The organism is Rhodococcus sp. BH4 (assembly GCF_002079265.1).
Classification (GTDB): Bacteria; Actinomycetota; Actinomycetes; order Mycobacteriales; family Mycobacteriaceae; genus Rhodococcus_F; species Rhodococcus_F qingshengii.
The window spans coordinates 6,135,634-6,158,328 of record NZ_CP014941.1; the positions used below are offsets into that span (position 1 = coordinate 6,135,634).

At 62.6% G+C, this 22,695-nt stretch carries 24 protein-coding genes; 15 read left to right on the forward strand and 9 right to left on the reverse strand.

Features of this window, described 5'->3' with window-relative positions:
- Window positions 1–21 precede the first annotated feature (21 nt).
- Window positions 22–1,407: a MocR-like pyridoxine biosynthesis transcription factor PdxR gene (pdxR, locus tag A0W34_RS28485; protein WP_081558679.1), complete on the reverse strand. Its 1,386-nt coding sequence runs from the start codon at window positions 1,405–1,407 to the stop codon at window positions 22–24.
- 97 nt (window positions 1,408–1,504) lie between these two features.
- On the opposite strand from pdxR, the gene A0W34_RS28490 reads away from it, so the two are divergent.
- Entirely contained in the window at window positions 1,505–2,212 is a 708-nt protein-coding gene (locus A0W34_RS28490) for a pyridoxamine 5'-phosphate oxidase family protein (protein WP_081558680.1), read from the forward strand.
- Between the two features lie 65 nt (window positions 2,213–2,277).
- On the opposite strand, the gene A0W34_RS28495 is transcribed toward A0W34_RS28490, so the two are convergent.
- The 4 genes from A0W34_RS28495 to A0W34_RS28510 all read right to left on the reverse strand — a co-directional run bounded on the left by A0W34_RS28495 (window position 2,278) and on the right by A0W34_RS28510 (window position 5,726).
- On the reverse strand, window positions 2,278–3,516 hold the full coding sequence (locus tag A0W34_RS28495; RefSeq protein WP_081558681.1) for an HNH endonuclease signature motif containing protein: 1,239 nt from the start codon (window positions 3,514–3,516) through the stop codon (window positions 2,278–2,280).
- Window positions 3,517–3,575: 59 nt separating this feature from the next.
- Window positions 3,576–4,391 (reverse strand): slipin family protein, encoded by an 816-nt coding sequence (locus tag A0W34_RS28500; RefSeq protein ID WP_081558682.1) that lies wholly within the window; start codon window positions 4,389–4,391, stop codon window positions 3,576–3,578.
- Window positions 4,388–4,858 carry an NfeD family protein gene (locus A0W34_RS28505; protein WP_081558894.1) on the reverse strand — a complete coding sequence of 157 codons (471 nt, stop codon included), beginning with the start codon at window positions 4,856–4,858 and terminating at the stop codon, window positions 4,388–4,390. Before A0W34_RS28505 ends, A0W34_RS28500 begins: the two co-directional genes overlap by 4 nt.
- 118 nt (window positions 4,859–4,976) lie before the next feature.
- The gene (locus A0W34_RS28510) at window positions 4,977–5,726 is read right to left on the reverse strand and encodes an IclR family transcriptional regulator (RefSeq protein ID WP_042448211.1); all 750 of its coding nucleotides are present in this window, start codon (window positions 5,724–5,726) and stop codon (window positions 4,977–4,979) included.
- Window positions 5,727–5,973: 247 nt separating this feature from the next.
- Between A0W34_RS28510 and A0W34_RS28515 the strand changes: the two genes are divergently transcribed.
- The 9 genes from A0W34_RS28515 to A0W34_RS28555 all read left to right on the forward strand — a co-directional run bounded on the left by A0W34_RS28515 (window position 5,974) and on the right by A0W34_RS28555 (window position 15,192).
- Window positions 5,974–7,026 (forward strand): NrtA/SsuA/CpmA family ABC transporter substrate-binding protein, encoded by a 1,053-nt coding sequence (locus tag A0W34_RS28515; protein ID WP_050656908.1) that lies wholly within the window; start codon window positions 5,974–5,976, stop codon window positions 7,024–7,026.
- A gap of 4 nt (window positions 7,027–7,030) precedes the next feature.
- Complete coding sequence (locus tag A0W34_RS28520) at window positions 7,031–7,888, forward strand: ABC transporter permease (protein ID WP_003946011.1); 858 nt, start codon at window positions 7,031–7,033, stop codon at window positions 7,886–7,888.
- Complete coding sequence (locus tag A0W34_RS28525) at window positions 7,885–8,727, forward strand: ABC transporter ATP-binding protein (protein ID WP_081558895.1); 843 nt, start codon at window positions 7,885–7,887, stop codon at window positions 8,725–8,727. The genes A0W34_RS28520 and A0W34_RS28525 overlap by 4 nt, the downstream gene beginning before the upstream one ends.
- A complete protein-coding gene (locus A0W34_RS28530; RefSeq protein ID WP_007735503.1) occupies window positions 8,711–9,751 on the forward strand; it encodes an ABC transporter substrate-binding protein in 1,041 nt (346 codons plus the stop codon). Before A0W34_RS28525 ends, A0W34_RS28530 begins: the two co-directional genes overlap by 17 nt.
- Entirely contained in the window at window positions 9,748–10,857 is a 1,110-nt protein-coding gene (locus A0W34_RS28535) for an LLM class flavin-dependent oxidoreductase (protein ID WP_030537944.1), read from the forward strand. Before A0W34_RS28530 ends, A0W34_RS28535 begins: the two co-directional genes overlap by 4 nt.
- Entirely contained in the window at window positions 10,854–12,008 is a 1,155-nt protein-coding gene (locus A0W34_RS28540) for an LLM class flavin-dependent oxidoreductase (RefSeq protein WP_007735501.1), read from the forward strand. Before A0W34_RS28535 ends, A0W34_RS28540 begins: the two co-directional genes overlap by 4 nt.
- Window positions 12,005–12,718, forward strand: a complete 714-nt coding sequence (locus tag A0W34_RS28545; protein ID WP_081558683.1) for a class II aldolase/adducin family protein — start codon at window positions 12,005–12,007, stop codon at window positions 12,716–12,718. The genes A0W34_RS28540 and A0W34_RS28545 overlap by 4 nt, the downstream gene beginning before the upstream one ends.
- A 41-nt stretch (window positions 12,719–12,759) precedes the next feature.
- Entirely contained in the window at window positions 12,760–13,701 is a 942-nt protein-coding gene (locus A0W34_RS28550; RefSeq protein WP_003946000.1) for an ABC transporter substrate-binding protein, read from the forward strand.
- 240 nt (window positions 13,702–13,941) lie between these two features.
- The gene (locus tag A0W34_RS28555; RefSeq protein WP_080726578.1) at window positions 13,942–15,192 is read left to right on the forward strand and encodes a reverse transcriptase family protein; all 1,251 of its coding nucleotides are present in this window, start codon (window positions 13,942–13,944) and stop codon (window positions 15,190–15,192) included.
- A 13-nt stretch (window positions 15,193–15,205) separates the two neighbouring features.
- Here the strand turns inward: A0W34_RS28555 and A0W34_RS28560 are convergent, their stop codons facing one another.
- The 3 genes from A0W34_RS28560 to A0W34_RS28570 are packed head-to-tail and all read right to left on the reverse strand — an operon-like array spanning window position 15,206 to window position 17,225.
- The gene (locus A0W34_RS28560) at window positions 15,206–15,592 is read right to left on the reverse strand and encodes a RidA family protein (RefSeq protein ID WP_003946047.1); all 387 of its coding nucleotides are present in this window, start codon (window positions 15,590–15,592) and stop codon (window positions 15,206–15,208) included.
- Between the two features lie 41 nt (window positions 15,593–15,633).
- The gene (locus A0W34_RS28565; protein WP_081558684.1) at window positions 15,634–16,446 is read right to left on the reverse strand and encodes an alpha/beta fold hydrolase; all 813 of its coding nucleotides are present in this window, start codon (window positions 16,444–16,446) and stop codon (window positions 15,634–15,636) included.
- The gene (locus A0W34_RS28570) at window positions 16,443–17,225 is read right to left on the reverse strand and encodes an IclR family transcriptional regulator (protein WP_030537948.1); all 783 of its coding nucleotides are present in this window, start codon (window positions 17,223–17,225) and stop codon (window positions 16,443–16,445) included. The genes A0W34_RS28565 and A0W34_RS28570 overlap by 4 nt, the downstream gene beginning before the upstream one ends.
- A 195-nt stretch (window positions 17,226–17,420) precedes the next feature.
- Between A0W34_RS28570 and A0W34_RS28575 the strand changes: the two genes are divergently transcribed.
- The 5 genes from A0W34_RS28575 to A0W34_RS28595 are packed head-to-tail and all read left to right on the forward strand — an operon-like array spanning window position 17,421 to window position 21,845.
- Window positions 17,421–18,425 (forward strand): ABC transporter substrate-binding protein, encoded by a 1,005-nt coding sequence (locus tag A0W34_RS28575; protein WP_003946036.1) that lies wholly within the window; start codon window positions 17,421–17,423, stop codon window positions 18,423–18,425.
- 10 nt (window positions 18,426–18,435) lie between these two features.
- Window positions 18,436–19,218 carry an ABC transporter permease gene (locus A0W34_RS28580; protein ID WP_197487707.1) on the forward strand — a complete coding sequence of 261 codons (783 nt, stop codon included), beginning with the start codon at window positions 18,436–18,438 and terminating at the stop codon, window positions 19,216–19,218.
- A gap of 2 nt (window positions 19,219–19,220) precedes the next feature.
- Window positions 19,221–20,003: an ABC transporter permease gene (locus A0W34_RS28585; RefSeq protein ID WP_231914972.1), complete on the forward strand. Its 783-nt coding sequence runs from the start codon at window positions 19,221–19,223 to the stop codon at window positions 20,001–20,003.
- On the forward strand, window positions 20,003–20,812 hold the full coding sequence (locus tag A0W34_RS28590) for an ABC transporter ATP-binding protein (protein ID WP_081558685.1): 810 nt from the start codon (window positions 20,003–20,005) through the stop codon (window positions 20,810–20,812). Before A0W34_RS28585 ends, A0W34_RS28590 begins: the two co-directional genes overlap by 1 nt.
- A 22-nt stretch (window positions 20,813–20,834) precedes the next feature.
- Window positions 20,835–21,845, forward strand: a complete 1,011-nt coding sequence (locus tag A0W34_RS28595; protein ID WP_081558686.1) for a YdcF family protein — start codon at window positions 20,835–20,837, stop codon at window positions 21,843–21,845.
- A gap of 6 nt (window positions 21,846–21,851) precedes the next feature.
- Here the strand turns inward: A0W34_RS28595 and A0W34_RS28600 are convergent, their stop codons facing one another.
- Complete coding sequence (locus tag A0W34_RS28600; RefSeq protein ID WP_030537953.1) at window positions 21,852–22,685, reverse strand: NmrA family NAD(P)-binding protein; 834 nt, start codon at window positions 22,683–22,685, stop codon at window positions 21,852–21,854.
- Window positions 22,686–22,695 lie beyond the last annotated feature (10 nt).

Genomic DNA, 22,695 nt, shown 5'->3' on the forward strand with positions numbered 1-22,695 from the left:
GCACTCCCGATCAACGAGACTTCACGCGCTGTGACGTGCGAGGCACTCGGCTATCACCTCGAGCGCATATTCGAGGTCCGCGGATTCCACTCGCCCGTAGCCGATGACCAATCCGCCGGGGTCTCCGTGCGTTCGGGTGGACTCGACCAGGGTGGGCACTTCGACGCCGTGTTCGAGTGCCTCGCGAGCGACGGTGGCTGCCAGATCCGCGTCGAGCATGAGCGTCGTGTGCATGCCGGCGCCGAGACCCCGCAGTTCACCGAACGATGACAGCGCTTCCTCGACCGCCCGATCACGCTCCCGGTACCTGCGCCGGGCGGTACGCACCGCTCGATCCCATTCGCCGTCACGGAGCAGGGACAGGAGTGCTTGCTGCAGCGGAACCGACGGGAAGTCGCCGATTCGCTTGCGGTGTAATGCTATGCGGTCGACCAGGTCGAGGGGAGCTACCAACCAGCCCAATCGAATTCCGGCGCCGAGCGTCTTGGCAACCGTTCCGAGATACACCACCCGATCAGGAGCCAGCTGGGCAAGCGCAGGCAAAGGCGCTACGTCGTAACGGAATTCGGAGTCGTAATCGTCCTCGAACAGGACGACGTCGCGGGCGCGTGCGAACTCGATCAACTGGTTGCGCCGACCTACCGGAAGCAGCCCTCCTGTCGGATACTGATGGGACGGTGTCACATACACACCGCGGACGCTCTCCGACGCCGTTTCGAGTTGGTCGACACAGAGACCATGAGCGTCGACGGGCACGTCGAGCAGCGACCATCCACAGGCTGTTGCGGCCGAGGACGCATACCGGTATCCGGGATCTTCCATCGCCAGAACAGCACCACGGGTACGCAGAGCCGACAGGGCGAGGCCGAGACCATGCGTGGCACCTGAGGTGATCAGGATTCTCTCGGGTTCAACCGACATTCCGCGGGCTCTTGCCAGCAATTCCGATAGTGCCGAACGCAATTCGTAGTCACCCGCAGGATCGGGATCCTCGAAAGGTGGCGGTTTGGACCCGACGTCACGCCACGCCCGCCGCCACGCTGCCGATGCACGCGGCGGCGTCCACGGCACGCCCGGCCGGAGCTGCACCCTGGGTGACATCTTGTCGGCGGCCTTCTTCGGTGTAGTCGTGGGAGTGACCATGGGGGAGGGCGCCTCGGCAACGAAGGTGCCTGAGCCGTGCACAGCGACAAGCCAACCCTCGGCGATCAACTGCTCATACGCCCGTTCCACGACGCCCCGCGCCACCTCGAGCTCCGCCGCCAGCTTCCGGGAACTGGGTAACCTCAGACCCACTGCCGCCTTACCACTGCGGATATCAGCTCTCAGGTGGTCGGCAATCTGGACCGGGAGCGCCCGCCGATCTGTCCGATCGAGGACCACGGCTACCGCCGAAGGCAGAAACATTCAGAACCCTCCCGGAAGTGGCAAATCGAAGTGGCCTATCGAAGTCTCCACTGATTGGACCATGACTTGAAGCCACTTTGCCACCAGCATTGTCTGCATGACAGATTCCGTTGTCTTTGCTGCCCCTGCTCCTGCCCCCACTGCACCTGTTCCGCTGTCCCCGACAGCACGTACGACGCACAAGCGCGCCCGCCACCACGGCGTCGCAGAACGCGCGGCACTCGTCGACGTCTTGCAGTCCGCGAAGCTGTGCCACATGGGTGTGACCGTCGGCGGAGTTCCCATGGTGTTTCCCACCGCCTACGGGTTCGACCTCGACGGCCCCGACCGCGGCGGATCTATTTATGTTCACGGTTCAGTCGCTTCACGGAGCTTGGCTCCCGACAGCGAAATCTGCATCATCATCACGATCCTCGACGGGCTCGTGTTGGCTCGGTCGGGCTTCCACCACTCGATGAACTACCGCAGCGGCGTCATCATCGGATCACCTCGAGTCGTGACCGACGACGACGAACGCGTGAAGGCTTTGAATCTGATCGTCGACCAGGTGGTTCCCGGACGTTCCCAATACTTGCGGGATCACACGCGCAAGGAAATGGCGGCAACCATCGTTCTTGCGCTGCCGTTGTACGAGGCTTCCGTCAAGGCTCGCACCGGCGGCCCCGGTGACGATGCCGCCGACATCGGTATCGAAACCGTTTGGGCTGGAGTAGTTCCCGCAGCTACGCACTTCGGTGAACCGATCCCGTCCGAGGATCTCGACTCCGGTGTCGCGCTGCCGGACCATATCTCGACGATGCTCTGACCGCACACGCCGTACACACCGGGGCATGGCTATGCCCCGGTGTGTACGTATTCAGTTGCGCCCGTTCAGGCTGCTGTGGGTGGGCTGTTCCCGCCGATCGGCTGTTGATACGGATCCATCGACATCGGCGGATAGAACACCGATTTCCGATCCGGACCGATCTCCACCCGCCACTCCGTGTGATGCAGCGTCCGGTGATGATGACCGCACAACAGAATCAGATTGTCGAGATCCGTTGGGCCACCATCGTTCCAGTGAACAATATGGTGAGCATCGCACCACCCCGACGGTGTCCCGCACCCCGGAAACGCACACCCACCATCACGAACCGCCAACGCCCGCCGCTGGGGTACCGTCGCGGTCCTTGCTTCTTTGCCGCAGTCGAGCGGAACACCGTTCTCGTCCAGGAGGATCCGGGTGACGGTGCAGTCGCACGCCAACATCCGGGCCGTGTCGATACTGATCGGGCCCACCCAATCCGTCCACGCGAACCCCAACTCCTCCGTGGACGGCAAGAGGTCCTTCAACGCCTTGAGGTCCGTCATGTCTTTCGCAGACGCAGTCACCGTGATGTGCGGTTTCACCCCGCCCTCGATCGGACCCAACCCCGCCCGCTCATACCGTCGCAACAACTCGCAGAACCCGTCCGCCCGCCGCAGTGCCGGCGTGCGGGTGTCCTTGACCCCGTCCTTCTCCGGCGTCGGCGCAGACAGGCTCGACAGCAACGTGATCAGACGGGCCCCGTTCACAGCATCCAAGTCACCCTTCACAGTGACCCGCCCGTACAAGCCTTTCGACGCGTAGAACTCGTTACGTTCGGAATCCTCACCGACCGGAACGCCGTCCTCACGCTTGCCGTACTGCTTCTCGATCCGCCGAATCGCCGCCCGCACCGCATCACAATCGGCAATGTTCTTCGACGCCAACCCCAACAGGATCCCGCGAGCCTTGTCCACATCCGCCAGGGTCATGTTCTTCGGCGGATGCTGACAAAACGACGCCACCTGCCGCGCCTTCAACGCATGAACATCACCCCGGTGAAACGCATCCGCCACCACGGGTTCGAGCATCAACAACCGCGCCAACCCGACCAGCAGACTGCACTCGCCAATCTCCAGATTCGTCGAACCATGCAACCACTGCGCGATCGCCCGAAACCCCTTCCCTCCGAGAACCTCCCGGGAAAACATCTCCACGATCAACAACACCATCCGCGACTGCAACTCGTGCCGGACACGCACCAGATCCAGAACCTCACCCTTGAGGCCCTCACCATCCAGCTGCCACGCTTCCCGACTGTCCATGCCGAAAGTCTAATCGAACATAGTTTCGAATACAAGGAATGAAGAACCGAAACTAGATGCTAATCAACAACTTTCGCATTCCAGGCGAAACGGGCAGGTTCTTGGGTCGCGGGAGTTGCCGCAACTCCGCCACCGATAAAGGGCCGGACAAGATCCAGCGGCAAGGGGAAGACAACGGTGGAGTTGTTCTCACTACCGATCTCGTGAAGCGTCTGTAGATAACGCAACTGCAGGGTGGTCGGGTTGCGGCTGATCACCTCGGCCGCCTCGGCGAGCTTGGCCGAAGCCTGACACTCGGCGTCGGCGTTGATGATCTTGGCTCGCCGCTCTCGTTCGGCCTCTGCTTGCCTGGCGATGGCGCGCTGCATGTTGGCCGGAATCTCGACGTCCTTGATCTCGACGGTCGTGACCTTGACTCCCCACGGCTCGGTCTGCTGATCGATTACCTTCTGCAAGTCCTCGTTGAGGCGTTCACGTTCGGAGAGCAGCGAGTCCAACTCAGCTTTACCGAGAATGGAGCGCAGTGTGGTCTGGGCGATCTGTGAGGTGGCGGCCAGAAAATCCTCGACCTCGACTATCGAACGGTCAGCGTCGACGACCCGAAAGTACGTGACGGCGGTGACCTTCACGGGGACGTTGTCGCGAGTGATCACTTCTTGGACCGGTATCTTCAGCGTGACGGTTCGCAGACTGACCCGCTCCATGCGATCGATCGCCGGCACCAGAATCACCAGACCAGGACCCTTCAAGGTGATCAGTCGACCGAGGCGGAACACCACCGCGCGCTCGTACTCGCGCAGAACTCTCACCGACATGCCCACAAGGACTGCAATCAGCACGACAAACACGGACAACACGACAAGCACGGTGGTCATAGCGGCAGCTCCCACGGTTCACGACGGCGCACTTTCAGAGTCAGGCCTCGAACCTGCTCTACGACGACGGATTCGCCCACGGCAGGCACAGAATCGTCGTACCCGAATTCCATTCGAGCACGCCATAATCCGCCGTCGAGCTCGACCTGACCCTGCGCACCGATCCAACTGCGAACGGTCGCGTCCGAGCCGACAAGAGATTCCGTCCCCGTACGCACGGGAGCGCGGCGCGCGGTAAGCGCTTTTCGACTCGCTACCGCCACCACGCCCAGGCCGACTACCGCGACCCCCGCCGTCACCGGAATCGCGATCAATTGCCCGATACCGTCGGACGTGAAGAGCATCCACACGCCGGCACCGATCATGAGTGCTCCAAGCGCACCGAGCACCCCCGCGGTTGGGGCATGCGCCTCGACCACGATCAACAGGACGCCCAGCAACAGGGCAACGACACCGATCGTCGTCATCACTCGTCTCCACGCTCGCGAGGACGCGGTCACGTCGCGTAGCCATTGTGCGATCGCGCCCTCGACTTCAACGGTAATCACGTTCGGCCGGATCTGCCACAAGCGCTTTCACATCACGTCAGAGAAGGACCTCACCGATCTGTCGTGCAGTCACCTTGGCAAGGTCGGCGAGAAACGGAATCCGTTCGTCGATCATCAGCTCGACCGGACCACGAAGCCCGAGAGCGTAACGCACAGTGCCGGATCCATCGATGATCGGAATTCCGATCGTTCGGAAATCCGGGGTCAACTCTTCGTCGTTGAATCCGTATCCTCGCTCACGAGTCAGTTCCAGTTCCCGGCGGATACCGGCGACATCGGTGATCGCACGCTGAGTGGTCGCTTCACGTGGCAGCGCAGCCAGCTCGGAATCGTCGACATCGGACCAAGCCAGAAAGGCTTTCCCCAGTGCGCTCGCATGCAAGGGAAGGCGGACACCCTGCAGCACGTGCCCGTCGGCCTCGCGCCACCGACTGAATCCGAGCAACACCACCTCACTTCCGCTTCGCACTGCCAGGGAAGCGGATGCTCCTGTCGTCGCGGCCAATTGCTCCAAAAAGGGCTCGGACAGATAGATCCGATGCTGCCGGTAGGAGACCTGTCCGTAAGCCGCCAGCGCCGCGCCGATGCGATACCGACTGGTTGCGTCGTCCTTCTCGAGAAATCCCGCGTCGACGAGCGACTGCAGCAATCGATGCGTGGTGCTGACCGCAAGCTCTTGTCGCCGCGCAACTTCCGAGACTCCCAGTTCTTCGCCACTGCGAAAACATGTGAGCATGGTCAGGGCACGGGTTACCGTCTGAACTCCCGCGCCGCGTGCGTCCGTCACGAACGATCCTTTCGCTGTGGCCTGATCGACCTGAGAATCGGACGCTAACACGGACCCAGCAGTCCGGCCATCCTTTCCATCAGATGGAAAGGAACCGAACGTGGACCTGCAAAAGCCCAGATGAACAGACTTCCGATGTTGTCAAGATTTCCAATCTCCAGAAAACAAACGGGGGTAAAACGGACAGGCACCCAATAGCGTCATCGTCGTCAGTTCTGACGATTCAACGCCTGAAGGAGCCACATACATGTCCCGCTTCCGCCGACTGCCACGAGCTGCCGCTGCGCTCGCCATGATCCCGCTGGCCGGGTTGGCGGTGGCGTGTGGGTCTTCCGATTCCGACAGCGCCGCAGGCAATTCCAGCGCAGACTTCACGCTCAAGGTCTTCGATCCCGGAAACTCCGGTGCCATCGCCGTCGGCAAGCGTGACGGAACCTACGACGAGGCTCTGGCACCGCTGGGCGCAAAGATCGAATGGGTCAAGACCACACCGGGATTCAGCTCCAACCTCAAACTCTTCAACAGCGGTGAACTCGACATCCAAACCGGCGCATACAGTCCCGTCGTCGGCGCACTGTCCAAGGACGTGGGTGTCCGCATCTTCGCCACGTCCGACCCGTACAACAAGGACCAGGCCGGCATCATCGCCACTCCGGAGTCCGGCATCAAGACCGTCGCAGATCTGGCCGGCAAGCGCATTGCCGTCAACCCTGCAGGCAAGGGCGAGTACATCACGCTCAAGGCCCTGACGCAGGCCGGAGTGCCGATCGATTCCGTCGAACGTGTTCCGCTGCAACAGGCTGACGCGGCGTCGGCGTTCTCCACCGGGCAGGTCGACGCGTGGGCATCGTTCCTGATTCCGTATCAGGAGGCCAAGGCCAAGGGCGCGGTCGAGATCGCAACCGAGGCGAGCATCGACTCCGTGGACAGCACCATCATCGCCGGCCGCACCGTAGTACTCGAAGAGCATCCCGAAGTGGTCCAGAAGTTCCTCGAGGTCACCCAGGAACTCACCGCGAAGCAGCAGGCCGACCCGGCAGCATTCGAGAACGTCTTCGAACAGACCGGTCCGCGCGCACTCTCCGGACAGCGACTCGACGACGCGATCACCCTGGGCGGCCAGATCACCAACTTCCGCTACCCGACTGCAGCCGACGCTACCGACCTCGAATCGATCTCCACGTTGTTCGCCGACAACAAGGTGATCCAGCAGCCGATCAAGGGCAGTGACGTGATCTTCGACCTCCAGGGTGCTGTGGCAGGTTCGGCAGCGGCAGCGCCCACCACCGAGGGGAAGTGACCCGATGGTGACGCTGACCCGGCCCGCACGAACTGCGTCGCCGTCAGTGGAGCATCCGCAACTCGAAACGCCCCGCTACCGCCGCAATCGCAGCAGGCCCAAGTGGGTCTCGATCCCACTCCGCTTCCTCGTGCCCGCGCTGCTGGTTGCCGGATGGTGGATCGGATCCGCTACCGGACTGATCCGCGAAGAGATCCTGGCCGGACCTCCGGCGGTGTGGACGGCATTCGCCGAGCTCTACCAGTCGGGTCAGTTGGTCGACTTCGGTCTCGCGTCGCTTCAACGTGCTGCACTCGGTGTTTCGGTCGGTGTGATCGTCGGATTGGTGCTCGGGGTTCTGTCCGGTCTCTCCTCGCTCGGCGAAGAACTGATCGACTCGACCATGCAGATCAACCGCGCGGTTCCGTTCCTCGCGCTCGTTCCGTTGTTCATCGCCTGGTTCGGTATCGACGAAACCTTCAAGGTAGTCCTGATCGCCGTCGCGACCGTCGCCCCCATGTACGCGTACACCTACCTGGGAGTGCGCGGAGTCGATCGCAAGATGGTGGAAGCGGCACAAGGTTTCGGCCTGACGGGTTGGCGACTGGTGTTCGGAGCGATTCTTCCGACCGCCCTCCCCGGTGTTCTGATGGGGCTTCGAATCTGCCTGTCGCTCAGCATCACCGGATTGATCGCCGCCGAGCAGGTCGGCACACGTGAGGGCATCGGATATCTGGTCACCCTGGCGCAGGAATACAACCGCACCGACTACATGGTTCTGTGCATCGTCATGTACGCGGCACTGGGACTCATCTTCGACGCAATCGTCAGACTGATCGAGCGGTACTCCATGCCGTGGCGGAGATTGTCGGTGGCGCGATGACGAATACAACCATCGGCTCGCTGCCATCCACCGAAGCACCTCTGCCGCCGTTGGCAGCCCGTGAGCGGACCGGCACCACCGCGGCCGAGCGACGTGCCGGATCACCGGTAGCGGTCTCGCTCACCGGAGTGCGTAAGTCGTTCGGTGACAAGACTGTTCTAGGTGGTATCGACCTCGAGATCACGCGCGGCGAGTTCGTCGTTCTCCTCGGCCCCAGCGGTACCGGCAAGACAACCCTGCTGCGAGTGCTTTCCGGTTTGGAAGCACCGGACAGCGGTGATGTGCTGGTCCCACGCGACCGCACGGTCGTCTACCAGGAACCGCGATTGATTCCGTCGAAGCGAGTTCTGGCCAATGTCACAGTCGGACAGAAACGGTCACGTCAGGTGACCGACAATGCACGCAACGCACTCGCCGAGGTCAACCTCGCGGACAAGCACCGCGCCTGGCCGGCCACCCTCTCCGGCGGCGAGGCCCAACGCGTCGCATTGGCTCGTGCTCTGGTTCGCGAACCTGAACTATTACTGCTCGACGAACCGTTCGCAGCCCTCGACGCTTTGACCAGGCTCCAAATGCAAGACTTGGTAGGCGATCTGGTCGCCCGCCACCGTCCGGCAGTACTGCTCGTCACGCACGATGTCGACGAAGCCGTACGACTTGCCGACCGTGTGCTCATCCTCGACAAGGGCGGGTTTGCCGTGGATGTCGACATCGACCTGCCACGCCCCCGCGATCGGAACGATCCCGAATCTCTGCGCTACCGAGCGAGTTTCCTGAAGGAACTCGGCGTCGGTCGCACCTTCCCCGACGGACAGGACAGTTATGACATTGATCGCTGATTCCGCAATCGACACACTCTGGTACACCCGCTGCCCCGTTCCCACCGCCAGCGGCCTCGCCAACAGTCTCGGTTGGCTCGACCGGACGGCAAACGAATCCGGAGTGCGTTTCGGCGTACTGCAAGATGCCGGACCGGAATTGGCAGTGCGCCATTTCGATCACCACCTCTCCGGACTCATTCGCGAAGGCGGCAACGTCCCCGCACTGGCCGCGCGTGCCAGTGGTTCTCCGACGAGGCTCATCGGGCTCACCTGGATCGACGAGGCCCAGGCAATCCTGGTGCGCGGAGACTCCGACATCCGAGAAGCCGGTCTTCTGGCAGGCGCTCGGATCGGCATCCCGGCCTGGGCGGCAGATCAGGCCAGGAGCTTTCCCCGTGCCATGGCCCTGCACGGCTTCGCCTCCGCACTTCGACTCGGCGAGTTGAGTTTTGCCGACGTCACTCTCGTCGAGGTTGCGACGACGGCAGCCCCCGAGGTCCGCACCGCCTCGTCCACCCGCAACACGACGTGGGGCGTCGAATCCCTGCTACGCGGCGACGTCGACGCCATCTACGTCAAGGGTGCCCGCGCCCAGGAAGTTGCCCGCGAACATGGCCTCGCCGTTGCCGTCGATCTCGATTCCACTGCATCGCTACGTGATCGCGTCAACAACGGCACCCCACGACCGATCACAGTTCACGCCGACCTACTCGAACAACGCCCGGACATCGTCGTGGGTTTCCTCGCCGAGAGCCTGAGAGCGGCGGACTGGGCCGCAGCCAACATCGACGAGGTCCGAGCCGTTCTGCAGACCGAAACACAGTCGGGGCCCGAAGGTGTGGTGGCAGCGTACGGCGAGAACTTCCACACCGGACTGCATTTGAGCCTGTCTGACGAGCGTGTGGACCTGCTCGGGGTGCAGAAACAATTCCTGTATGCGCACGGCTTCCTTGCCGCCGACTTCGACCTGCAGTCCTGGGTGGCGCACGAACCACTGGAACAGGCACGCAACCTTGTTGCGCAGAAGGGCACAGCAGAATGACGGACGTCTACTGGGAGCTGCCCTCTCGCGGTGACGGACGCCGGGCGGTGGCCGCACTGAACAGTCGCGGCGGCTTCGGGCCGCAGCGACCGACTACCGTTGCGACCGATGTTCGTCCCGGAAACTTCGGGCCCTTCGACGAATTGGCACAGATCGTTCTCGCAGCCGAACTATCGGGCGTCGACGGCGTTGTCGCACCGTACGATCCGAATGGCGAAGAATCCTGGATCGTTGCTGCCGCCGCCCTACGTCAGACGCGTCATTCGCGAGTGGTCGTGGAGTTTCACCCCACTTTCGGCACCCCCGTCTACGCCGCCAAAATGTCGGCGACACTTCAGCGCCTGTCGGCAGGTCGTCTCGAATGGCGAGTGAAGGTAGAGACGGACCCCGAAGACGCCGCTGCTCGCGGCGACGTGGTTCGAGGAGCCGACCGCTACGCGCGCGCCGCGGAGTTCCTGACCGTCGCCCGTGGCGTATGGAACGAGGAGCAGATTCTCCCTGGCGGATTCGGCGGCACGGGTTACGACTTCGACGGCGAGTACTACGACGTACTCGGCGGCGGATTCCGAGGCATCTTGTCGGGACTCCGCTTTCCCCGAGTGCATCTGACCGGGGACTCACCGGAAGCTCTGGAACTCTCGGCCCACCATGCCGATGTCCATCAGTTCACCCTTGCCGGCGGCGAGTTGTCGACACGGATCACCACCCTCGACGACCGAGCATCCGAACTCGGCAGGACCGTCGAGAAGGTCCTGCGCATCCCGATCATCGCGAGGGAAACAGCGGACGAAGCCTGGGCTCGCGTCGAACGGCAACTGAGAGAAGCCGATTCCGCTGCACTCGAGATCGATCGGGGCGGCATCCTGTGGTCCGGATTCGACCGCATCGGCTACGAGCACAGTATCGGCCTCGTCGGAAGCTACGAGGAGGTGGCGCAGCGATTGTCGTCGTATCGCGATATCGGCGTGGACGGTTTCGTCTTGTCCGGTCGGCCACACATCGAAGAGCTGCACCGGGCGGGCGAGCATCTCCTGCACCTGGTCGATCCCGAGGGTCGGATTCGCAAGGAAGAGAAGGCCACCACAGAAGAGAAGGCCACCGCATGAGCATCGATTTCTATTGGCGGATCGGGATGGAAGGCGACCACGCGTCGCTGCGTACTCCGCGTCGCTACAACCGCGGCGATGCCGGTGGATACGGGCCGGGCAACATTGCTCCCGCGATCCGCGGCGGCGAATTGGACGGATACAGCTACATCGACCACATGGCAGCGGTGGCAAAGGCTTCCGAGTCCGCAGGGTTCCTCGGTGGACTTCTGCCGTCTTTCCCGATGACCGAGGATCCGTGGGCGACCGCAGCAGCGTTGGCCGCCGAGACCACCACCTACCGTTTCATGGTTGCGTTCCAACCGGGGTTCCTTCACCCGGTACAGGCAGCGCGGATGTCGGCCAGTCTGCAGCGAGCAACCGGCGGACGTCTGGTTTACAACATCATCAGTGGTGGAGGCGGAGCGCCTCAGCTGTGGTGGGGCGACAAAGTCGACCACGACGATCGCTACACCAGAACGTCCGAGTTCCTCGATGTCCTCAAGGGTGTGTGGGACGGCGAACCTTTCGACTTCGACGGTCGCTTCTTCCAAACCCACGGCGCCGCACTGCCAACCGGACTGGCCGGCCAACCGTTTCCCGAGGTGTACTTCTCCGGATCTTCGGCCGCAGCCGTCGCCGCCGCCGGACTGCACTCCGATTACTACCTTTCCTGGCTGGAGCCGTACGCCGATCTCAGAGCCAAGATCGACGGAGTGCGGGAGAACTCGGCCAAACTGGGACGCACGCCGAAATTCGCCGTACGCATCGACGTCGTAGCCCGGCACACCGAAGAAGCCGCGTGGGCCGAGATCGAGAAAGGCTGGGCCTTCGTCGACAAGGGGGCCGCCGACCGTGCAGCCCAGGGTGACTCGGTGGGCGCCGCCCGCATCAAAGGCTGGGTACCCGAACACATCACCGGCTACCGAGATCTGGAAGTGCAACCCAACGTGTGGTGCGGCTTCAGCCTCATCCGCGGCGGACCGGCGTTCGGACTGGTCGGCAGTTACGAGCAGGTCGCCGAAAGACTCGACGAGCTGCGCGAACTGGGCGTCGACGCCTTCATCCTCGCCGGTAACCCGCATCTCGAAGAGGCATACCGCGTCGGCGAAGAAGTTCTTCCCCTCCTGCAGCGCACCCCGATCACACCTTCTGGACTGGAGACTCGATGACCACCACCGAAACTCGACTCGACACCGATACCGATACCGCAGCATTCGTCGAAGAAGCTCGCAAAGCAGCAGACAAAGCATTCGACGTCTTCCGCAAGACCGGAACCGTTGCAGCCAACGGGACCGTCAACTTCGTCGAACGAGTACCCGGCACCGAAATCGCGGTCGCCCTGAACGATCCGGGACCGTGGGCGAACGATCCGTCGGTGTCACCGGTTGTCGCCACCTTCGATGGAGAGGTGCTGTCCGGCAACGGATCTGCCGGATTTGTCACCGGCTACGCATCGGTCTTCCGTCAGCATCCGGAAATCACCAGCGTTGTCCACATCCACACACCGTGGCTCGGCGGTTGGGCACAGACACATCGGACGCTACCCATCCGCTATGCGGCTTCGCAGAGGCTGACGCTCTCCCGAGAGATTCCGCCGCACATCGATCGGTCCCGTTCTGCAGGCGATTTCATTCTCGAGCGTCTCGAACACGATCCCGATCTGGTGGCGATCTTCGAAGCCAACGGCGGGGTCAACGTCATCGGCCGCAGCGGGTTGCTCGACCTCGCGAAGTTCGTCGTCCTCCTCGAGGAAGGCGCCCAGTTCCAGGCGATCGCCGAATCCCTCGGCGGTTCGGTTGAATTCGATCCATCCAACCTCGTCGTGCAGTGGGGCCGTAGCGGACTCGCCGACGAGGCGCGTCGACGCGGCCTCATCTAGCCACCCCCATCACTGATTCAGAACAGGAAACCGTAGATCTCATGACCGTTCGCGTCGGATACTTCCCACACAACAATTCGCTGTTCGTACTGCGCCACACCGGAATCCTCGAACGCCGTCTCCCCGATGTCGAGTGGGTGGACCTGCGTGAGCTTCCCGCCAAGCCTGCAGTGAACCCGGAAAACGCCTTGCCGACCCTGCACTCGGACTGGCTGTTCGAGGAGGGCGGATACGACGTGATCGGAACCGGATTCACGCCGCCCGTCACCGGATTGGCCCAGGGCCGCGATCTCGTCTACATCGGAATCTCCGGCCCCCGCGTGGAGAACGGGCGCCTGGTAGTCAAGGCAGAGTCCGAGATCAACACGGTTGAGGACCTGCGTGGCAAGCGCGTCGGCATCGCGCACGGATCGTGGCAGACCACACTTTTGTTGTTCGCCTTGGATCAGGCGGGGCTGACCTGGTCCGACATCGTCCCCGTCGACACCGACGTACGCGGTGGTGGAGCGGACCTCGTCGACGGCACCATCGATGCCTGGGTTGGCGCGTACCCGGGGCTGACGGACATCGAAGCGAACCACGAACTGCGCACGCTGATCGCCACCGACGGACTCTTCAGCCACCCCTCACTGTGGTTCACCCGGCGCGATTTCGCGGATACCAACCCGGAGGCCCTCCAGGCGATCATCGAGGCCCTGCAGGAATCCGACGCCTGGATCGAAGCCAACCCCCGCGAAGCCGCCCAGGTCTTCGTCGACGACGTCGAGAAGCGTGGCGGGTCCGCGAGCCTCGATGCCTGGGAAGCTGCACTGCGCGGACGTCCTTTCGGTGTCAACCCTGTCACCGACGAGTTCCTGGACGAGCAGCAGCGCGCGGCCGATCTCCTGCTGAGCAACGGACTACTGCCGAAAGCGGTCACCGTCCGCGAAGCAGTCGTGCCGTGGATCAGCGAGTTCGTCGGTTCGGATCGTTCGTCGATCTGAGGACCCACTCCTGACAGATCCGCTTCACACGTGACAGATACCGAACGGTCTGCCATTGTGAAGGAATGCGGCGGCGCGTGGGTGAGAGTTGGTCCACGCGACCAGTCTCAGGGGTAACCCCTGGGTCGGCCAGAAGAATTGGATACTGCGTCCACCGGCGTTCGGCACGCTCCGCGTGCTTGCCGCCGCACCGGACAAAGGATTTGGTCACCCCGCCCCGTCGCATCCCGGAGTCGGATCATGCGTGACTTCGAGCTCGATCCCGAGTTGGCGCGTCGTCTGGCCGTTGCGGCCGCTGACGCTCCGTGGACCCTCAGCGGCCTCGAGGAGGCATTCGGAACCGTCTTCGGCGTTTCCCCGACGCTCCTGGCCGTGCGCGTTCTCGACCTCATGCCCGCCCCACCGTTCGAACCGCAGACTCTGTACCGATTGCTTCGCGAACTACCTCGCCTGCGGCCTGTTCCCCTCTCACTGGACACCAATGAAACCTCGGTGTGGCGGTTCGACGTTCCCCGCTACAACACCAGTGTGGACCTGGCTCGTTCACTGGATCTGACGATCTCCGAACTCGAGTGGTTCGCCGACCGAGGGGAATGGCTCCGCACGAAACCCCGACCGCTACGCCACTACCGGCCGATGCAGATCAGCAAGAAGGCCGGCGCTCGCCTCCTCGAGGTACCGAAACCCCGATTGCGCGAAATTCAGCGGAAGATCCTGCGCCGCATCCTCGACCTGGTGCCCCCGCACGACGCGGCACACGGATTTGTCCGTGGTCGAAGCCCTCTGACTTTTGCAGCGCCGCACGCACAGTCGGAAATCGTGATCGGCGCGGACCTCGCGCAGTTCTTCCCTTCGATCAGCGGCAGCCGCGTTCATGCCGTCTTCGCCGCCCTCGGCTATCCACCCGCAGTGGCAGGCGTTCTCACCGGATTGTGCACTGTTGCAACGCCTGCCGATACCCTGCGCGGCCTACCGTATGCACAGGCATCACAGCTACGCACCGCGCATCTTCCGCAAGGCGCACCCACTTCTCCTGCACTGGCGAATCTCGTCGCACGCAAACTCGACATCCGCTTGAGTGGACTCGCACAAGCGAACTGGCTCACCTACACCCGATACGCCGACGACCTCGCGTTCTCCGGAATCGAAGTAGCCGACGTCGGCACCCTCCTCTGGACGGTCGAGCAGATCGCCAGAGACGAAGGGTTTGCCATCCATCCACGAAAGACCAAGGTGATGCGCCCTCATCGACGCCAACACCTCACCGGGCTGGTGATCAACGACCAACCCTCGTATCCGCGCGACGACTACGATCGCTTGCGCGCCCTGCTGCACAATGCCGCCAGTACTTCTGCGCAGGAACAGAATCGGGATGGCGTGGAGAACTTCCGCGCCCACATCTACGGCCGGATCGCGCACATCGGCGAAACCAGCACTACACGCCGACGCACATTGCTGCGCCTGGCTGAACGTGTGGATTGGGACGGTTAGTGCCCGCGAGCAGTCAGACCCGCGGGGTGTAGGCCATGCATTCGACCTCCATGTGCGCACCCAGTGCCAGTCCGTCTGTTCCGAACGCACTGCGGGCCGGCAGTCTCGACGCCGGGAAATACTCGAGGTAGACCTTGTTGAACTCCTGCCAACGAGACATGTCGTCGAGCATGACAGTGCATTTGAAGATTGCTTCGACGCCGGAACCGTAAGCGATCAGCGAAGCCACGATGTTCTCCATGGTCTGACGAGCCTGCGCTTCGAAGCCGTCGGCCAAAGTCCCGTCCGGGAGCATGCCGATCTGACCCGACAGATACAGAACGTCTCCGACGCGCACTCCGGTGGAGAACGGCGTATCGAAAGCGGGTGGTATGAACTCGACGGTCTGAGATGAATCCATTAGATCTCCTCGGAGTTGAATATGCGTGACGAGTTGGCGTTTCAGCGCACTGGGCGCGCACGAACATCGGCCAGGAAGTGCGCCACCAACTCGTTCCACGCGTGTGGGTCCTCGAAATAGGGGGAGTGGCCGCGGTCGGCAAGCTCGACCACTTCGGCGTGGGGCAGGAACTCGGCGGCGCTGCGAATCCGCTCGGGTGTCATCAAATCGTCCAGCTCACCCGCGATCAGCAGAACCGGTGCAGCCACCGCCGCGAGTTCGGCCACCGAATAGTTGTGGGCCTTGAGAATTCGGAAGAACTCGGTGTCAGGTGGGCGATGACCGAAGGTGCCGAGAGCTTGGTACAGGTATGCCCTCGCCATGTCCAGGCTCGGCAACCGTCCGCCCACAGCGGGATGTTCCCCCAGGGGCCGCGCCGTGACGGGCGCCGCGGTGAGGGGCGGTGCGCTGTCCGGACCGAAGCCGACGGGAATGCCGCCGGTCGTGCAGGCCAGGACTACCGACTCCACCCGGTCCGGAACAGCGATCGCGGTCCCCAATGCGGCCCAACCGCCCATCGACTGGCCGACCACGTGCGCTCGATCAACCGCCAACAGGTCCATGATTTCGATCAGATCAGAGACTGCCGCTACCGGGCCGTGGTTGCCGTTCTCGTTGGTAGAGCGGCCGAATCCTCGCTGATCCCAGCTGATCACCCGATAGTGCTGAGCGAAGTAGGGCACCTGCTGGTACCAGACGGCCGCATTTCCGCCGAGACCGTGCGTGAGAATCAGATCCGGGCCCTCGCCGGCAGTCTCGTACCAGACCCGTTCGCCGTCTGCGACGGTGATGAAGCCCTCGGTCCGTGAAATCATCCTTGTTCTCCTGTGTCGGACGGGCGCTTGCCCGAAGTGTGGTCAGTGAGGAGTTGCTGCACTTCATCGGTGGCCCGCAGCAGGTGTTCTTCGACCATTCGCGTCGTCTTCGCATCGAAGTCGGTATCGAAACCGATCACCGTCAACGCACAGAGCGGAGCCCCCTTGCGGGAAGACACTGCACGCGAGACCGAACCGATGATGTCCTGAGATCGTTTGTGGACAACGGCGAATCCGGTTTTCTGCGTCTCGGCGATGTCGGCGAGAAAGCCGGTGGGTCCTTCCAGTGGATAGCCACTCTTCTCCACCATCGCCAGGTAGGGCGCCCGGGTGTTGTCCTCGAGTGCCGCCACCAACGCGAGCGGACCCGCGAACCGGTGCGGCGGAAGCAGATCCCCGAGCATCCGAGTGATCATCTTGAGTCGCTCGGGACGCAGCGCCGCGATGATCCGCGTCCCGCCGCTCTCGAGAACCTGCAGATTCACCATCATGTCCGTGCTCTCGGACAGCACCCGCATGGTCGGATCGCACAAGGCCGCCAACGAATGCGCTGCCGCTTCGTGGGAAACCTGCAGTGCAGCCGGGCCGGGGAGATAGCGACCGTCGTAGCGGAAGACCCAACCACGGTTCGCGAGTTCTCCGAGCACTCGGTGCGCAGTCGGGCGGAGCATCCCGACTTCTTCTGCCAGTTCGCTGAGCTTCATCGGCGTGGTCGAGCGCGCGATGGCCTCGAGTAGATCCAACGCTTTGTCGACGGCGGACGCAGAACCCTTCGTCATCCGATCCCCTCCCGGTGCCGTGGATGTACCCGGCGATCCGAAATCTCGTGTTCTTGGAAAACCCTTGGCATTCGTCTTGGAAATTACTATAGTCACAACAATCGTTCCGGCGTACGGAATTCTTTGAGCGTCTTCACCTTCCCACCGGATTACCGGCAAGGAAGTCATATCTTTCCCAGCGAGAGGTTTTCGGACATGACGGTTGGACTTACCCTTCGGTCGACACCACGGTTCAGAGTTGTTGCCCTAGCCGCGGTCGCGACCGCGGCATTGGCACTGACAGGCTGTTCGAGCGACGCCACGGCCTCCGACGACGGGGGCACCCAGACCACCACGATTCGAATCGCACCTCAGCCGATCGCGGACTTCGCACCGATTTGGCTCGGCATGGAGCAGGGGTACTTCACCGATGAGGGACTCGACATCCAACTCGTGGAGGGCGGCGCTAGTTCCTCGGCTCAAATTCCGTTGTTGCTCAGCGGAAATGCAGATATGGCAGCCACGACTGCCGCTGCCGCAATTCAGGCACGGAGCCAGAACATGCCCGTCACCATTGTCGGCGGGCTCACGAATTTTGCCGCAAATGACAGCGTCGACCAGTCCGGTCTCGTGGTCGCCAAGGACAGTTCCATCAGCGGCTTCCGTGACCTCGAAGGCAAGACCGTCGCGATCAGCGGTTTGAAGTCCGTCAGCGAAGCAGTCATCTCTGCCGCGGTGGAGAAATCCGGCGGAGCAGCGAACAAGGTCTCGTTCATTCAGGCGCCCATGCCCAACCTCGGCGACCTGGTTTCCACCGGCGGGGCCGACGCGGCGTTCCTCATCGATCCGTTCCTGAGTAAAGCAACCGACTCGGGGCTGAAGATCCTCGGCCACCCCTTCCCCTTGGCCGCGCCCGGTGTGCCAGGGACCTCGCTGGTCGCTTCGGAATCGTTTGTCAATGCGAACCCTGACTCACTCGCGAAATTCCTTACCGCGCTTGCCAAATCAGTTGACTACGCCAATCAGAATCCGGGCGCGGTCAAGGCTGCACTCTCGACACAAGCCAAGATTCCGCTAGAAATGCTGGCCAACAGCAAGAATCCTCAGTTCGTCGCAGTAGTGGAACCGGGTGCTCTCGGCACGGAGATCGAACTGCTGGTCAAGTACGGGGTACTGACGGATTCGGTCGAGGCCGAATCCCTGCTGACCCCGGCCAACTGAGTTGTCCGCCTTGACAACCCTGCAGACTCGCCGCAGGCAGGTTCTGCTCGGTCGGCTGCTGACGCTCTTCGCGTTGGCAGCCGCCTGGCAGATCTTCGGAATGCTCGGCGACGAGGACGTCCAAGGTATTCCGAAGTTCAGCGACGTGGCAGTGGCCTTTGTGAACGAACTCGGCACGTCCTCGTTGTGGACATCACTGGGACAAACGGTGACCACCACGGCGATCGGATTGGCGCTGTGCCTGGTGATCGGAATCCCGGCAGGGCTGCTGCTCGCCGCGCACCCGTTCCTGACGGTCTCCTCCCGTTTCGTCATCGACTTCTGCCGAACCGTTCCGCCGCTCGCAATCATTCCGCTCTTTCTGCTGATCATGGGCCCGACGCAACGGATGGCGGTGGCACTGATCGTGGCAGTAAGTGTGTGGCCGATTCTGCTCCAGACGATTCACGGTGTGCGCAACGTCGAACCGGAACTGCTGGCGACCGCACGCTCCTTCCGACTTCCACTGTGGCGCAGGCTCGCTCTCGTCGTCGCACCGGCGTCGATGCCCTACATCTTCACCGGGATTCGCATTTCGGCAACACTGAGCTTGCTGCTGACCATCGGTGCAGAATTGATCGCCGGCGTGCCGGGACTCGGTAAGGAGATCCTGCTGAGCCAATCCGTCCCCGATCGAATGTTCGCACTGATCATCGTCGCCGGACTACTCGGAATGCTGCTCGCCTTCGCCGTGATGGCGATCGAGAATCGTTTACTTGCTTGGCATTACATCCCGAGGAGGATGACGACGTGAAGATGATGTCAGGACTTCGACTCCTCGTGTGGGAGTTGTGGCTGCCGATCTTGATCGTCGTCGTATGGTACTTCGGTTCGGAGTCGAGCAAGTCGCCTTACTTCCCGCCGCTGTCGCGTATCTGGAAAGCGTTTGTGGACAACTGGTTCGGTCCGGGATTCGTCCACGACGTCGTACCGAGCTTGACCAACCTTGCCTTCGGTCTCGCCGTGGCACTGGTGGTCGGCGTCGGTGCCGGTCTCCTGCTGGCACTGTTCCCGCTGGCTGCCGACATTGCCGATCCGTTTCTCCAGTTCTTCCGCGCTATTCCGGCGCTGGCCGTATTACCCGCTCTTTTCATCGTTTTCGGAACCGGTTCGACGGGTAACGTTGCCGCCATCGCCTTCGGCGCGGTCTGGCCGATACTCCTCAACACCCTCGACGGCATTCGCTCCATCGACCCGAGTATCCGATTGGTGGCGCGCAGCTACCGGATCCGTACACCCCTCCTGGTCACGCAGGTACTCCTCCCCGGAGCGATGCCGCAGATAACAGTCGGTATCCGCACCAGTCTCGCGATCGGTGTCGTCATCATGGTCGGAAGCGAAATGTACGTCTCCACTGCAGGAATCGGTCACTTCGTGATCGTCGCGCAACAGACCTTCGCGATCGCCGACATGTGGTCCGGAATTCTCCTGCTGGGAATCATCGGATACGTGCTCAACCTCGGATACGGCGTGATCGAACGATGGTTGCTCAGATGGCAGCCGCGGACCCACGACGCTCTCGCAGTGAAAGGAAACTGATGTCATCCACAGAATCTGCGGCATCGATACCCGCAGTCGAACTGAGCGGCCTCGGGGTGACCTACGGCGGTCCCACCGGCCGCGAAGTGCTCCGCGGCATCGATCTGTCCATTGCACCCGGAGAAATCGTCTGCATCGTCGGCCATTCCGGCATCGGCAAGAGCACGCTGATTCGTTGCATCGCCGGTCTGCAGAAGCCGACCACCGGTGAGGTCCGCATCGCCGGGATCGCGATCGATGCACCGCCGGCCACGCTGGCTCTCGTGTCACAGGACTACGGACGCACACTGATGCCGTGGCTTCGAGTGGGCGAGAACGTTCGCCTGCCGCTACGGGGCAACGGTCTGGCGCGGAAGGTTCAGAACGAGAGGGTTAGCGATGCACTTGCCGTTGTCGGTCTAGGCGGTGCTGCGCGTTCCTACCCCTGGCAGTTGTCCGGCGGAATGCAGCAGAGAGTGGCGATAGCTCGCGCTCTCGCCTATCGGCCGCAGGTACTCCTCATGGACGAACCCTTCGCGTCGGTCGATGCGCAGACCCGCGCGGAACTCGAAGACCTGCTGCTGACGCTTCAGCGTGATCTTGGCATCACCGTCCTCCTCGTCACCCACGACGTCGACGAATCGGTGTACCTGTCCGATCGAGTGGTCGTCCTCGGCGGAACTCCGGCATTGATGCAGGACATCGTCGACGTCCCGTTGACCGGAACTCGAGATCAACTGACCACCAAGGCAGACCCACTGTTCATCGAGTGCCGTACCAGGGTCCTGTCCGCGATCCAGCAGTCGAAGGTGGTGGCGCCCGTGTCGTAAGCGCCTCGCCTAGGCTGGCTCCGTGATCCTTCTCCTCATCGGCCTCGCGCTGCTCGGATTCTGCGGCTACCGGTTCAGGCAGGATCGACGGAGGCTGAGCAACGGCGTCTACCTACTTCTCGGACTGATCTTCACCGGTCTGTGGATGTTGCAGTCGGGTGCGCCAGGCACCGAGGTCCCGTCGTTCGTCATCGCGACGATCGCTCTGCTCTCGCCGTTGCTGGTGCTCATGCTTGCAGGATTCCTGATCGTCAACGGGGTCACGATGCTGCGGCGCGAGGGATTCAGCGTCGCGAATCTGCTCTCACTCGTCGCCGGACTCGGCCTGCTCGTTCCCTACGTGTTGCTCGCATCAGCGCTGCTGACGCAGAGATATTGGCTCGCAGTCGTTCTCGGTTCGTTCAGCCTGGTCGCGTCGTACCTGGGGTTTCTGTTCACGAGCTTTCTGCTCTACTCCTACGTCTACGGACGCCAGAAGTACCAGCCCGGGATGGACGCAATAGTGGTTCACGGCGCCGGGCTTTCGGGCGCCGACGTGACACCCCTGCTTGCCAGCCGTCTGGACAAGGCGGCCGACGTCTTTCGCGCCGAGGTCCGCGAAGGACGTTCACCACTGTTGGTCGTGAGCGGCGGGAAGGGTTCGGACGAGGTGGTCAGCGAGGCGGAGGCAATGTGCGTCTACCTCGTCGATCACGGGATACCGCGCGAGAGCGTGATTCTCGAGGACCGCTCGGCCACCACGCTCGAGAACCTCGAGTACACCAGAGACCTTCTCCGTGCCAACACCACGAAGCCTCGAATGATTCTGGTCACCAGCAACTTCCACATCCTCCGAACCGCGACGTTTGCCCGAAGCCTCGATCTGGATGCGGAAGTCATCGGTTCCCACACCGCCCGTTACTACCTGCCGAGCGCCATTCTGCGCGAGTTCGCCGCCGTCACGGTGGAGCACAAGTGGCTCAACGGAACTGTCTGCCTGATCCTGGCCGCCCTGCCCCCACTGGTGGTCTGGGCGGCAGGAGGCATTTCGTAGCCGGATTCAGCGAATCAGGCTCTCGACGCCCATCGGTCGGCGACCCAGAAGCAGTTCGACGGCCGCGCTGCCGGCAAGAAAATCATGGTGGTTGTAGAACTCGAACATCGCCGCCAGACGCGAGCTGGCGTTGACGTCAAGGCTGCTGCCGATCTGTTCGCGCCATTGATCCACGCTGATCTGATCTATCGCGACGGTCCGTGACGTCTGCTTTTCCACCATCTGTGCCACCTCCATGACGCTCAGAGCTTGCGGGCCGCCCACCTCGTACGTCGCTCCGTGATGTTCACCCGAGCCCTCGCTCAGTACGACCGCGGCAACAGCCGCCACGTCCGCCAAACTCACGAACGAGAACTTCGTTTCCGCGCTGTACGGCAGGACGATGGTGTCAGACCGACCAGTGAGTACCGCCTCGAAATTCTGCGCGTACGCACACGGTTGCAGCACAGTCCATTTCAAGGGTGAACGATGCAGTTCGTCCTCACACCTGGCTTTGTCCAGGTGATGCGGCATGGACGGGCTGAACGGCCACGCGACGGAGTGATAGACAAAGTGCTCCACTCCCGCCGAAGCCGCTGCCGTCAGCGCATTGCGAAGCAGTGCGGGCTCGTCGGGATGGACGTTCGGGGCAATGAAGTACACGCCTCGGCACCCGGCGAGCGCCTTGCGCAGTCCGCTTCCGGTTTCCAGTTCTACCTCGAAGTCCCCGTCGACACGCGCCTTTCGCACCAGTCGCCGAACTGTCACGCTCGGCGGCAGTGCTGCGACGACGGCCTCACCGGTCTTACCCGCGGCGCCGATCACCGCGATGTCGGCGCCGCGAGCAATTCCGTTCTCCATGAGAGTTTTC